Below are 13,191 nucleotides of genomic sequence, written 5' to 3' on the forward strand. Positions count from 1 at the left end.
TGGCCTTGCCAGCGATGGGCGGCACCGCCGCCCTGCCCCACGCAATCGAATAACAGGTCCAAGGCATTTTTGCCCACGACCTACCGAGGAGCCCCGCTCCCGGAAGCATTCCAAGTTTTTGCGTGCACAGCAGTACCTAACCGCAAGCACCGCAACCCAAGATCCACCGGCCATACTGAATATGGCCCTCAAGCAGGAGACCCACCATGCTGAGCTGGGACGAATTCGACAAAGACGAAGGCGAAGAAGCTGCCAAAGGCGCTACCGCCACTCAAGCCGCTGCCGCTGGCATCGACAAGCTTGATAACGCTGGCGGTGTTGCCGCCCTGGAAGCCCGCGCTGTAACCGCCGATGACTCGGAAGCGGTCAAGCGTGCCAAGGCTGCCCTGGACCAACTCGACATCGCCGAAGGCCTGGCTGAGCTGGAAGGCTCTGCTGCCCGTGTTGCGGTTGACGAAAAGCGCATGATCAACTGCCGCGCCGACCTCAACCAGCTGGTGCCATTCAAGTATGACTGGGCCTGGCAGAAGTACCTGGACGGTTGCGCCAACCACTGGATGCCGCAAGAGGTCAACATGACCGCGGACATCGCCCTGTGGAAGAACCCGGAAGGCCTGACCGATGACGAGCGTCGCATCGTCATGCGTAACCTGGGCTTCTTCTCCACTGCCGACTCCCTGGTTGCCAACAACCTGGCCCTGGCCGTGTACCGCCTGATCACCAACCCGGAATGCCGTCAGTACATCCTGCGCCAGGCCTTCGAAGAGGCGATCCACACCCACGCCTACCAGTACTGCATCGAATCGCTGGGCATGGATGAAGGCGAGATCTTCAACATGTACCACGAGATCCCATCGGTCGCGAAAAAAGCCGCTTGGGGCCTGAGCTACACCCGCGCGATCTCCGATCCGGAATTCAACACCGGCACCGTCGAGACCGACAAAGAGCTGCTGCGCAACCTGATCGCCTACTACTGCGTTCTGGAAGGCATCTTCTTCTACTGCGGCTTCACCCAGATCCTGTCCATGGGTCGCCGCAACAAGATGACTGGCGTTGCCGAGCAGTTCCAGTACATCCTGCGTGACGAGTCCATGCACCTGAACTTCGGTATCGACGTGATCAACCAGATCAAGATCGAAAATCCGCACCTGTGGGACGCCGAAATGAAGGAAGAAGCCTCGCAGATGATCCTGCAGGGCACCCAGCTGGAAATCGAATACGCACGCGACACCATGCCGCGCGGCGTTCTGGGCATGAACGCCGCGATGATGGAGGACTACCTCAAGTTCATCGCCAACCGTCGCCTGTCGCAGATCGGTTTGAAGGAAGAGTACCCAGGTACCACTAACCCGTTCCCATGGATGAGCGAGATCATGGACTTGAAGAAAGAGAAGAACTTCTTTGAGACTCGGGTTATTGAGTATCAGACAGGTGGGGCGTTGAGCTGGGATTGATTTTCCGCTCGGGTTCTAAGTAAAAAGGCTGCCGCAAGGCGGCCTTTTTTGTGGGTGTTGGATTTGGAAATCAGGTGCTTGGGGTGGCGAAAGACTTCTTCCGTTTCTGGTCTATCGGCAGCTATCAACCCGGAATAGCCTTCACGGAGGGCAGCAATCGGCCAGAAGCGGTCGTTGAAATGCTCAGAGTCGCGCTATGCAACATCACTTGTTCAGGCTATCGCTTGATGCTCGACTGCTCTGAAACCTAAGCTCTGAGTGAACCGCAACAGATAGCCATCTGGATCAAGCACCAAAAAATTAAGCTCTCCGTGCAGGCGCTCTTTATCTCGGTACCAGCACTCTTCAATGGGTCTGCGCAATTCAATACCAGCGTCTTCGATGGCCCTAGCCAAAGCTTTGGTATCAGAGCACTGAATCGAAAGATTCATCCCTCGGCCAAAGGGTGATAATAGAGGGCCAACACGCCATGGAGACTCTTCCAAGTCATCCTGCTCCAGCATCAATTGACTCCCTTGAAAGGACAGGAAAGTGAATCTGTCTTCAGGCCTTTCGTATTCAATTTGGAAGCCCAGAATCAGGCAGTAAAAATCTAAGCTTCGTTTTAAGTCAGAGACAATCATCTCTGGAACTAACGTGTTCATCTTCATAAATGGACTCCTTGTCGTTGATAACACCCCTCAAGCAGTGGGATGGCTGCCCATCTCTGCTCCGCACTGTTTGTACCACGATATCTACTTTTGGTCGCAATTCCGCGACCGACCGTTTTGGGTCGATAGTGGTCATCCATGACCGGCACCTTCCGACCCATTGCTGCCCTTCATGAAGGGCAACAATGGGTCGATTCTGTCGAAAATTCGGATTTTCAGCTCACCTGAACTCAGGCATGACTCCCACGCGTAGCGTGAGAACGATCAACCTCAATCAAAACTGCTTTGATGCACTGGCGATGCGCTGGTACTTACGCAGCTGCCGATTCATGCTGCGGATATCCAGAAAAAATATCTCTCCGCTGCGCCAGAGCAGCATCCACGCGGTGACGGTAACGACTCCCACGGGGATGGTGCCTTCAATGCCCAGCGCCGTGCCTGCCAGCACCAAGGCTAGTGCCAAGCCCAAGAGTGTCAGCGCTAACAGCCGTTGGGTGCGAATATCCCCTCTGAGTTGCTCGCTCTTTTCCGCAAAGGTGTTGCTGATGGCTTGCTGAAGGCGTTCTCGCTCATCTTCCGGGCAGCGAATCTGCAGGCTCAGCTCGGGGTGGTACCAGGCGCTATCTGACAGGTAGTCCACCAGCTCGGGGCTTAGCTTGGGGTTGTCCGGCGAGGCAAACGGATTGAGGTAATCGTGGGTGATCGTCAGATCTATTTTTTTAGTCATAACGAACCTTTACCTGGTTGAGTTGTGGACGGAGACTTTAGTGTTCGAGGTAAAGTTAGTCGCAAGACAGCTGCTCTGTCTGATCGGCAGTCGCAGTCGCTGTTGCAGGAGCGGATTTATCCGCGATGCATTGGCGGAATGTGCGCCGCGACCGTCTCCATCAACGCTGATTATTATCACGCTCTGCAGGGGGGACATCAGGCAGCGGGCGGCGCATGCACGGATAAGGGCTAAAGGCACCTATTGGCCGAAAGCAGTCGCTCTGGACTGGCCACTTCTGGCCCAGAGAGTGTAAAAACGCTTTCGTATCTTGAATGCGTCAACCAAGCGTTCCTCAGCGATGCGATTGCCCAAGCGTTTGTCGCGATCAGCACCACTGACGTTCCAAAGCGGCTATGGAGCGGTTTAGCGCCTTCTGGAGCAGAGAAAAACCGAGGCGTTACGCCGCCATCGCCTTCAGCAAGCCTGCTGTACCGATGAGTTTCATAACCCGCTTCATATTGTAGGCCGGCACATTCAGACTCATCGACAAGGGAAATCAGCGTTGGTCGCAACTTAGCATCTCTCAAATTCAGAAATGGCCTACACCACAACAATTGACCCGGCTTTCTAACCCCCTTACCGTACTGTTTGGCGCCTAAGAAACGCCCGTACAGCGGCTAGCCCGCTCCCGACAGATGCGGCATTTTTGTGCCTGTGGTTTACTGCTGCGCGCAAAAATCACTCTGTTATGTCGGGAGTGGGCTAATACAAGACCTGAAAGGGAAATACGTCCGGCCCTCTGTACGGGGTTTCTTAGCTCCCGACACCCAGCCCTCAGAAGCTGATATCGCACAGAGGTAATGGAAATGCCTACCGACGCCCCCGCTCGCAGGCCTTTCGCAGACGCGGCTCGCCTGATCATTGTTCACCGCTCCATCGGAGGTCAGCCATGACTGGCCTCTACGAACCGATACTTTTCTCGCGCCACAACCGCCCTCTCCACGCCCTCTGGCTCGAATCCCAGGCCTGGTTCTGTGCCCACGAACTCGGCCGACTGACAGGCCGTTTCTACGACGGACACTGCATCCGCAAGCTCGATCCAGACCAGCATCGCAGCGTGCAACTGCTTCGATACGGCCAATACCAGGCGACCACCATGGTCAGCGAGTCCGGGGCCTATACCCTGCTCGCCCACCATCACATTCCGGAAAACCGCCATCTGCGGCACTGGCTGACCCATGAAGTGGTGGCGGTGTTGCGTGATGGTCGGGAGTCGGAGATGGCGGATCTGCCACGGCTGGGGCGGATGTGCTGGCCAGGTGGGCATACGGCCAGCCTGTTGTACTGGCAGAGTGAGCCGTGGGTGCGCTTGCGGGATATGCCCGCGGTGATGGCGGCGGAAGCGCCTAGGGTGTCGCCAGTGAAGCGCAAGCTGAGTTGGCGGGAGTGTGCGCAGCGGGCGTTGCGGCTGCATGGGCTGGGCGATTGAGTGGGTGCCCCCTCAGCAGTTTCGGCCACACAATGACGCAAATCTTTTCTCACGACCCTGCCAACTGGCAGTACACTCAATGCCATCTGTCTAGAGTGGAGCGCCGATCATGTCTGCTACTGCGGAAAACACAGACGCCAGGAAATCGCCGAAAAAGCCTGGCACAGCGAAAGCTAGCGATGCCGGATCCGTGATCACTACGCGCACTAAAGCCGCGGCCCATCGGTTGGACGAATCTCCCGCGAAAAGAAGCTACGGTACTGCCCGTGTGTCAGTGCCGACCTCTACCGGTATGCCGATTATCGATCTGCTGCTGCCCAACACCGACACCGACGACCGTATGGAGGTGTTCAAGGCCACACAGAGCGGATTTCCGCTCAGCTCCGTCATCCTGCTGGTCGAGTCCGTTGAAACCTTCAAGCGCCACAACGTGCTGGCGAAGATCGTCGGCCTGTCGGAACGTACCCTCGCCCGCCGGATGAAGAATAAAGATGAAGCCCTGAGCCCTGAACAAAGTGCCAGGGCGCTGTATTACGCCGAGGTACTGGAAAAAGCGCAGGAGGTGTTCGGAACCCGCGCGCTTGCCGAAGAGTGGATGACTCGGCCAGCCCTCGGGCTGGACGGCGAGTCGCCCATCGACCTGCTGTCCAATCCGGTCGGCTATGAGCTGGTCACCGACTTCTTGAATCGACTGGACTACGGGGTCTACTGATGGTGACGGACCCTCTGGCCCATGACCTGCATTTCTGGCGTCTCGATCATGCCAGGCATGCGCCTTCGTGGAACAGCGGCATTGGCGCAGAGGCGTGTGGCGGGCGCTGGAATCCCAAGGGGTTTCAGGTGGTCTATGCCAGCCTTGATGCTGCTACGGCGATTCTTGAAGTGGCGGTGCATAAAGGCTTCCAGACACTCGACTGCGTTGCGCATACGCTGACGGCGGCACGGGTGATGGACACTTCCAGGGTGTACAAAGTCGAGCGAAAGGATGTTCCCAACCTGAACTGGCTGAGGCCGGGAACGCCCAGCCGCAGCCAGCAAGCCTTTGGTGCCAGGCTGCTGGAACAGCACCCCTTCGTGCTGATTCCTTCCTGTGTGTCGCCCTATAGCTGGAATCTGTTGATGAACCCACAGCTGGCTCCAGGCCTCTACGAGGTTGTTCTGCAGGAGCCGTTCGCACTGGATGGACGGCTGAATCCCCCTCTGCAGTAAGCGAGGCAGGTGATTCGGTTGCAGTTGATCTGCAGCAGCCAAGTTTTTCGGCGCAACCACGATAGTGAGCCATCCTTAAAAAGCTCCGGCCAAGGAGCCCTATCGACGCTATCGGAAAGCCCTGCATGAACGAAAGGCCAGCCACCCCGCCCACTACTCTTACGCGCCCCACCACTACTCAAAGCAGCTGGCGACGCTGGTTGCCCGGGCTGCAGGTGCTGCGCTCGTACCAAATGGGCGATCTGCCGAAAGACCTGCTCGCAGGCCTGGTGCTGACCACCATGCTGGTACCGGTGGGTATCGCCTATGCCGAGGCCTCGGGCGTGCCAGGTATATACGGGCTGTACGCGAGCATCGTACCGCTGCTGGTCTACGCCTTGTTCGGGCCCAGCCGGATTCTGGTACTCGGGCCCGACTCGGCGCTGGCGGCAATCATTCTTGCCGTGGTGCTGCCCTTGTCTGGCGGCGACCCCATGCGCGCCATTGCCTTGGCCAGCGCCATGGCGCTGGTGTGCGGGCTGGTGTGTATTGGTGCCGGCTTGCTGCGTCTGGGCTTCATCACTGAGCTGCTATCCAAACCCATTCGCTACGGTTACATGAACGGTATCGCCTTCACGGTACTGATCAGCCAGACGCCAAAGTTGTTCGATATCTCGGTAGAGAGCAGCGGCCCCCTGCGTGAAGTGCTGAACCTCGCTCAGGCCCTGCTGGCAGGGCAAGCCAATTGGGCTGGATTCATCATCGGGGCCGGAACCCTGGCCCTGATCCTGGTGCTCGAGCGCTTCAAGCGCGTGCCAGGCATCCTCATTGGTGTGGTCGCAGCGACTCTGGTGGTGGGCAGTCTTGGCCTCGACGCCAGTCATGGGGTCAAGGTGCTGGGCCCTATGCCGCAAGGGCTTCCCGGTTTCGTGGTGCCCTGGCTGCGGGCCGAAGACCTGATCACGGTGCTGATTGGTGGCTTCGCTGCTGCGCTGGTGTCCTTCGCCGATACCAGCGTGCTGTCGCGCACCTATGCGGCCAAGACCCGTAGCCCTGTCGACCCGAACCAGGAAATGGTCGGTCTGGGGGTCGCCAATCTGGCGACGGGACTGTTCCAGGGCTTTCCGGTCAGTAGCAGCTCTTCTCGCACACCCGTCGCCGAGGCGGCCGGCTCGCGCACGCAGCTCACCGGCGTGTTCGCTGCATTAGGGGTAGCGTCGTTGCTGCTGTTCGCGCCCAAGCTGTTACAGCACCTGCCCAACAGCGCGCTTGCCGCCGTGGTGATCGCGGCCGCCATTGGCCTGTTCGAGATCAAGGACCTGAAGCGGATCTACCGTATCCAGCGTTGGGAGTGCTGGCTGTCAATAACCTGCTTTGTCGGGGTGGTTGTGCTCGGTGCGGTCCCTGGCATTGGTCTGGCGGTTGTCATCGCCGTGATCGAGTTTCTCTGGGATGGCTGGCGTCCGCATTACACGGTGCTCGGCCGTGTGGACGGGGTCCGTGGCTATCACGATATTTCCCGCTACCCCAGGGCGCGTCTGGTGCCTGGGCTGGTGCTGTTCCGCTGGGATGCACCGCTGTTCTTCGCCAATGCCGAGCTTTTCCAGAAGTGTGTGCTGGAGGCCATCGCCAGATCTACGACCGAGGTGCGCCGGGTTGTGGTGGCTGCAGAGCCGGTTACCAGTGTGGACGTGACGTCGGCGGACATGCTGGTGGAACTGGAACAGTCACTGCGCGCAGCTAACATCGAGCTGCGCTTTGCCGAAATGAAAGACCCGGTGAAGGACAAGCTTAAGCGCCTGGAAGTGCTGGACCACATTGGCCGTGATATTTTCCAGCCAACGGTTGGCGCTGCCGTGGATGCCTATCTGGAGGAACACGGCGTCGACTGGACACCTTAGCGGCGACCGAGAATGCAGGTTAGCGCCGCATCCGGTGCCAACCTATGCGAAAATACCCGCGCTTTTGTTCATATGTGTGGAGATGTACAGTTTTGGTAATGCACTACTCAATCAGCAGCGACGCAGTCGCTTGCGGTCGCAATGGCAATAACCTCAGCAGCACTTCTGAAGCCGACAAGGTCGATTGCAAGTCGTGCCAGCGCTCGCTGGACAAGGCTGATGCCGTCCCGGTCAAGAAGGCCACTCCATCGTTGGCAGAACTGCGCAAGCAGCGCCAGGCCAGTCAGGTGAAGGCAGCACCGTTCTGCTTCAAGGCCAACTGGCGTGTACGCCTAGCCGCCCTGCCCGATCGCTGCCGTTTGCCTCGCGGTGTAGCGCCACAGGCTTTCGTGTAAACCTGCGCGGGAGCTTGGGCTAGGCTCCCGCGTGATTCATCCCGGTTACAGCTCGCGCTTTATCGCGCCGCCAGCCAACGACCCAGCTCGCCCTCCATGCCACAACCGATCAACACCCATAACAGCACCCGGCATTTGCGTGGACAGAGAAACCCCGCCATTAGCGCCCCTTTGCGTTGCAAGTCCATCTCGCCACCGATAAACCCATATGAGCGCAGCGCTGTAGCGCCGGCGCCCGTACGAGAAGCCATGATGACCGGCATCCAGTGGCTGATTTGGCCTACGCAGCGCGCCCATTCCTGCGAGACGTGCCCGGCACCGAAGCCGGCGATGACCAGACCTTCGTAGCCCAATCCTGCCACTTCTTCCAATAGCAAGGTATCCGCCGCAAGGCCGGCTTCGAGCAATGCTACGCGATGATCCAGACGCTTCGGCACAGGCAGTGAGCAACGCGGCTTCGGCGCTTTCAAATAGCGCACCCGCCCTTCTACCAGCAAACCTTCCGGCCCGAAATGCGTAGAACTGAAGGCTGCCATTGCCAGGCTATCGGCTTTACGTACATGTTCAGCAGCATGAATCTGGTCGTTGATCACCACTAACGCGCCCCGTCCCTGGCTCTCATCTGCCAACGCAACCTGAACCGCAGCCAGTAGATTCGCCGGGCCGTCGGCGCCGGCCTGGTTGGGCGAACGCATGGCTCCGGTGAGAATCAACGGTGTCTGGTACGGCCAGAGCAGGTCGAGAAAGTAGGCCACCTCTTCAAGCGTGTCGGTTCCCTGGGTCAGCACGATACCCTGCACACCTTGCTCCGCCTGGGCCTTGGCCCACTGCAGGACATCAATCAATTGAATGAAGGTTAACGATGCACTAGGTAAAAGATGCAAGGTTTGGGCTGTTATACGGGCAAGGTCTTCTAACTGCGGCAGGCTTGCCAGCAGGGCTTCGCTACTCAAACTCGGCGTCACTCCCTCGCCAGGTGCATTGACCTGCATGCTAACGGTCCCACCCAAGGCGCCAATCGCAATCAGCGGGAGCTGCAAGACTTCGCTCATGGTGTGACTCCAGTGACCAGGCGGACAAAGGGGATGATGACCAAGGTACAGATGGCCATGGACAGGACATTGCCGATGTATCCATGCATATGGCTCGGCAGTCGCCGACTGATGGCATGGGCCAGCGGCGGCGCCATCAACGCGCCCAGGGTGGCGCTGAGGACAATGACCTGCCAGCTGCCGCCCAGCATGAGGGAGGCGGCAGGCACCACGGAGACGATTGGAATGTAGGTGGGATACCAGCCCAGACGCCGCCACTGATTGCGCCAGAACAGCACGCCGATGAAGGACGCCAACGCTTGCCCTGTAAGCATCTCCAACAGCAGATGCGAACCATAGGCCGGACCGCTCGGGGAAATCCAATAGGCTAACAGCGCGCCCAGAATCAAGCCCAGGCTGGCCAGTTCATTGCCAAAGAATGGTGCCTCACTGAAGTCTGCCAACACCCGCCGTAACGTCCAGACCACACCGTAGTCAGTCTCGGCTTTCGCTGCTGGTACAACCTGCGGTGCTTTGACCGCAGGTGTAGAACGGATCAGCTGCGGAAAGTGTCGACACAGGATGAACGCCAGCACACTGGCGATTGCCATGCCGCCAACATTGCCGATCACTACCGGCAACGTCAGTGGATAACAGAGGTAGTTGACCAGTAGCAGGCTGGCCGGGGTCACCAGCAGTGCCCCCAGCAGCGCGCCGTTGATGGCGACCTTCCAGCCTGCGCCAAACAACAGCACCATCGCCGCCGGTAACGAGACAAAGGCAACGAAGGTTGGCTGCCAGGTTCCGCTGCTCAGCGTCCAGCCCCACAGCGCATGGCTGAACAGCAAGCCCAACAACGAGCTAATCACCAGCCACGGCCACAACCCCGTGCCGTAGCAAATGGGAAAGCCCTGCCAACGCATACCATTGCGGTTGGCCCAATGGGCCAACGTTGCACCTGCCAGTAACCCCAGCGCGGGTAACTCATGCTTGTAAAAAGCCACTTCACTGATATCACCGACAATCCAGCGCAGCCGCGCCAACGGCTCCTGTAGATTAGCGACCATGTGCGCATAATCCGGCCAGAGACCGAGCCAGGCCTCGGCGCGACCACTGAGCAATTCGATGCCCACACTGGTAGTCACCGAGATCGCCACGCACATCAGTAACAAGGGGATGAAACTGTTACGAGGGTGTTCGAGTGAGTTGTCCATGCGAGCCTCCTTCAGCGCGGTAACGCTGGATGCAGGTCATAGCCAAGCATCGAGCCGTACAGGTCCGTGCGCCGGTCACGCGGCAAGTCATTGAGGTTGTTCCAGATCGGTGCGCTGCGCGCGCTGGTGAGGTCAAGATCGGCGTAAAGAATGCATTCGTTCTCGGCGCCTGCCACTTCACCAATGGGCCAGCCATTGGTTCCGGCGATCAGCGAACAACCTAGGAAGCGCCCGCCACGCTCACTGCCGATACGATTGGCGGCGGCGATATGGACGTTGTTGACGTGAGCAGCCGTCATGGTCAGGTAGGACGCCATGCACCGGCCGCTGGTATCGAACAGCGGTGGTGGGGTCCACACCCAGTTGTTCAGGCTGCAGATGATATCCGCGCCTTGCTGGGCCAACAAACGCGGCACCTCGGGGAACCAGATATCCCAACAGATCAACAGCCCGATGCGCCCTATTGGGGTTTCGAATACCGGAAAGCCCAGGTCGCCAGGGGTGAACCAGAGCTTTTCCTGGTTCCACAGGTGAGCTTTGCGGTAGTGGCCAAGCAAGCCCTCGGGGCCGAACAACACGGCACTGTCGTACAGTTTCAAACCGTCGCGCTCGGCAAAGCCGGCAACCAGGTAGACCTGATGTTCACGCGCGAATGTCGCCCAGGTGTTAACGCTTGGACCACCTTCCAGGGTTTCGGCATGAGCATAGGCTTCGGCACGGCTACTGAAGGTGTAGCCGGTGTTGGCCAGCTCTGGCAGGACTATCAGGTTGGCCCCTTCGCGGACCGCTTTTTCGGCGAGTTGCAGGCCTCGGCATAAATTGTTGTCGCAATGTTCAACACCTACTTGCGGGTCGAACTGGATAACGGCGACGCGGACGGGGCTCACAGGGGCAGTGTTTGCAGACATGGATGGCGGCCTTCTTATCGTTATTGGAGGGACGCCAGTTAAACGGACACCCTGTTAGATAAGACAGTCAGGCAACTCTGTAGCAAACGCGGGAAAGCTCCTAAGCGGCGGAAAGGGCAATCATACGATTTGCCCTTTCCGCCGCAATTTCAGGCCTTCACTTGGTAATGCGGATAGTCATCCATGGAGAAGCCTCCATTGAAGACTGCATCCGTTTTCTGACAGATATTAATCACTGCATCCACAGCCGTTCTGAAACTCGGTTCCGTCCAGCCAGCGTCGACCGAAAACGACTCACCAGCCAGGTAAAGACCGGAGCGCTCACTAAAGTCGCGGTTGTATTTCATCAGGCTGACAGCATCGTAGTAAGTACCTGCACGGTAGAGCTTGGCGCAGCCCAGTGCATTTTTGTCGGTGATCCAGCGCTGAACACGGGCGTTATAGGTGTCTATGTAGGGGGAAATAGGCTGTTGGATATTGCTGCAGCGCAGCAGGATCCGATCCAGTTCTTTGACGCATTTTTTGACCAGTTGCTCGTCGTCGAAAGAAGCCAGTTTGGTTGCGTCGTCCTCCCAGGTATAACTGAGCAGAATGCAGTCATAGGCGTAGCTGTCGTTGTACCGGTAGGTATACACATCATGTACGAAACTGTCGGTAACAAGAATTTGCGGTATGCGCTGATGCTTACTCAAAAAGCTCTTTTTCAGAGGCGCATAGACCTTACAGCTGGTCTCCCAGTGAGCTGTCTTATAGGCATTGGTGATCTTGGCCGGCAGCATCGCCGGAGTGAAATGCTCCAGACGAACGTTGGTTTCGAGCAACCAGGACGGCAATGTAACGATCACAGAGTCGAAATCTTCACTCAAGGTGGTTGTTGAGTGGGGATTACTGGCATTCCACTGGTACTGAACACGGATCTTTCCATCAGGCAGTTTGCTCAAGCCAGTAACCGGACTATCGGTGAGCAACCCGTTCTGACGGTCGAGACAGTGACTGTAGAGTGACTTTCCAGTGCCATCGATACTCATGAAAAGCAGGCATTCATCCAACGCTGCCAAGCCAAGATAGGTAGGCGCAGCGAATTTCAAGCCTTTGCTGTCATAGACAGCCTCCGCCGCCTGGTAAGGTGCTTCGAGTGGATTCCCCTTATCGTCCACCCGACCATGAACCAGTTGTAAGTGGCTGCTGAAACCGAAGATGGCAGTACGCAATGGGTATAAGCAGCACACATCGTAAAATGCGCCCCAACTTCCATCGCCAATGCCAATGGCATAGAAAATTGCTGACTCCTCTGGGTTCATGCCAAGACCGCCAAAATCACCGGACCGGCTTTTATCCCAGTTGGTGATCGCTGGAAGACTGACCAGATCGCGAAACGACAACGCTTGATAGCGCTCTACGATTGCAGCCCATAAAGCCTCCCAATCTTCGGAACCATAGATTGCCGCAATCTGTTCAGTCATCCGTGCAGCGAAGTGGTGCCACTTGTCATAGACCTGCTGCAGTGCCGCCGTCGGGGGTGGAGTAATGCCATCAGGGTTGGTCCATACCAGCAATGTCGGCTCGCCGAGCCCCTGCAGCTCCCCTTCCTGTAAGTAGACCCCGGTTGAGGTCACCCTGGGAGTCCCTGGGTTAGGGAAGTCAGAAATATGCAGGTCGAAAAGCCCGGCGTAATAAGCCATCAACGAACGACCGTCCTTGGGCGCTTCACCTGTTCGGTTGAAGAACGGCATACGCATAGCCCCCATTTCAAAAGGCGTCGAAGGCGCAGCTAATGGTTGGGAATTGTCTACAACAGTCAGATGGCGCCCACCAATACGCTGAGACTGTTCAATCAAGGTGATTTGAGTGAAGCCACAGCGCAGCAACTCACGTGCAGCCGTCAGACCGGTGACACCAGCGCCGACAATGCAAATACGGTGATCAGTGACTCTGGCCTGGGCAATGCCGCCTGTTTGTTCAAGCAGCTTGCGGTAGTCAAAACACAGATCGGGTGGATTGGGGAAACGGGCGGTCCATTTTCCTAACGGGGTTGCCAGGTTGGCCGCTACATTGGCGGGATGATTGTAAGTAGAGCCGATGGTCATGGGTCGAGATCTCCAGGAGATGTTGGAGAGTCGAGCTTGGCGACAAGCAGATGCCTGGAGGCATTACATAGTTAGTGGGAGTGGGTAGGCCGGAAAAGACAAAACCCCTACCTGCAGATGCAGATAGGGGTTTCGGAATTTAATCTTGACGATGACCTACTCTCA

At 57.7% G+C, this 13,191-nt stretch carries 12 protein-coding genes; 6 read left to right on the plus strand and 6 right to left on the minus strand.

Features of this window, described 5'->3' with window-relative positions:
- Positions 1-206 precede the first annotated feature (206 nt).
- Positions 207-1,454, plus strand: coding sequence for a ribonucleotide-diphosphate reductase subunit beta (locus tag ACQRAX_RS22035; RefSeq protein ID WP_045187463.1), 1,248 nt, complete (start codon positions 207-209; stop codon positions 1,452-1,454).
- Positions 1,455-1,666: 212 nt separating this feature from the next.
- On the opposite strand, the gene ACQRAX_RS22040 is transcribed toward ACQRAX_RS22035, so the two are convergent.
- Both ACQRAX_RS22040 and ACQRAX_RS22045 read right to left on the minus strand, forming a co-directional pair.
- Positions 1,667-2,104 carry a bleomycin resistance protein gene (locus ACQRAX_RS22040; RefSeq protein ID WP_412041318.1) on the minus strand — a complete coding sequence of 146 codons (438 nt, stop codon included), beginning with the start codon at positions 2,102-2,104 and terminating at the stop codon, positions 1,667-1,669.
- Between the two features lie 274 nt (positions 2,105-2,378).
- The gene (locus ACQRAX_RS22045; protein WP_045187467.1) at positions 2,379-2,831 is read right to left on the minus strand and encodes a hypothetical protein; all 453 of its coding nucleotides are present in this window, start codon (positions 2,829-2,831) and stop codon (positions 2,379-2,381) included.
- 931 nt (positions 2,832-3,762) lie between these two features.
- Between ACQRAX_RS22045 and ACQRAX_RS22050 the strand changes: the two genes are divergently transcribed.
- The 5 genes from ACQRAX_RS22050 to ACQRAX_RS22070 all read left to right on the plus strand — a co-directional run bounded on the left by ACQRAX_RS22050 (position 3,763) and on the right by ACQRAX_RS22070 (position 7,786).
- Complete coding sequence (locus ACQRAX_RS22050; protein ID WP_412041317.1) at positions 3,763-4,302, plus strand: BRO-N domain-containing protein; 540 nt, start codon at positions 3,763-3,765, stop codon at positions 4,300-4,302.
- A gap of 268 nt (positions 4,303-4,570) precedes the next feature.
- Entirely contained in the window at positions 4,571-5,014 is a 444-nt protein-coding gene (gene parS, locus ACQRAX_RS22055; protein WP_412041316.1) for a type II RES/Xre toxin-antitoxin system antitoxin, read from the plus strand.
- Positions 5,014-5,511, plus strand: coding sequence for an RES family NAD+ phosphorylase (locus tag ACQRAX_RS22060; protein ID WP_412041315.1), 498 nt, complete (start codon positions 5,014-5,016; stop codon positions 5,509-5,511). Before parS ends, ACQRAX_RS22060 begins: the two co-directional genes overlap by 1 nt.
- Before the next feature lie 125 nt (positions 5,512-5,636).
- Complete coding sequence (locus ACQRAX_RS22065; RefSeq protein WP_412041314.1) at positions 5,637-7,391, plus strand: SulP family inorganic anion transporter; 1,755 nt, start codon at positions 5,637-5,639, stop codon at positions 7,389-7,391.
- A 98-nt stretch (positions 7,392-7,489) separates the two neighbouring features.
- Positions 7,490-7,786 (plus strand): hypothetical protein, encoded by a 297-nt coding sequence (locus ACQRAX_RS22070; protein ID WP_038608021.1) that lies wholly within the window; start codon positions 7,490-7,492, stop codon positions 7,784-7,786.
- Positions 7,787-7,845: 59 nt separating this feature from the next.
- On the opposite strand, the gene ACQRAX_RS22075 is transcribed toward ACQRAX_RS22070, so the two are convergent.
- From ACQRAX_RS22075 to ACQRAX_RS22090, 4 genes are all read right to left on the minus strand, one after another.
- A complete protein-coding gene (locus ACQRAX_RS22075; RefSeq protein ID WP_412041313.1) occupies positions 7,846-8,838 on the minus strand; it encodes an asparaginase in 993 nt (330 codons plus the stop codon).
- Complete coding sequence (locus ACQRAX_RS22080; RefSeq protein ID WP_412041312.1) at positions 8,835-10,031, minus strand: hypothetical protein; 1,197 nt, start codon at positions 10,029-10,031, stop codon at positions 8,835-8,837. Before ACQRAX_RS22080 ends, ACQRAX_RS22075 begins: the two co-directional genes overlap by 4 nt.
- Before the next feature lie 11 nt (positions 10,032-10,042).
- Positions 10,043-10,939 (minus strand): nitrilase family protein, encoded by an 897-nt coding sequence (locus ACQRAX_RS22085; protein ID WP_412041311.1) that lies wholly within the window; start codon positions 10,937-10,939, stop codon positions 10,043-10,045.
- A gap of 149 nt (positions 10,940-11,088) precedes the next feature.
- Positions 11,089-13,026 carry a flavin monoamine oxidase family protein gene (locus tag ACQRAX_RS22090; RefSeq protein WP_412041310.1) on the minus strand — a complete coding sequence of 646 codons (1,938 nt, stop codon included), beginning with the start codon at positions 13,024-13,026 and terminating at the stop codon, positions 11,089-11,091.
- Between the last annotated feature and the right edge of the window lie 165 nt (positions 13,027-13,191).

It is taken from the genome of Pseudomonas sp. UM16, assembly GCF_050312595.1.
In the GTDB taxonomy this organism is placed as follows: Bacteria; Pseudomonadota; Gammaproteobacteria; order Pseudomonadales; family Pseudomonadaceae; genus Aquipseudomonas.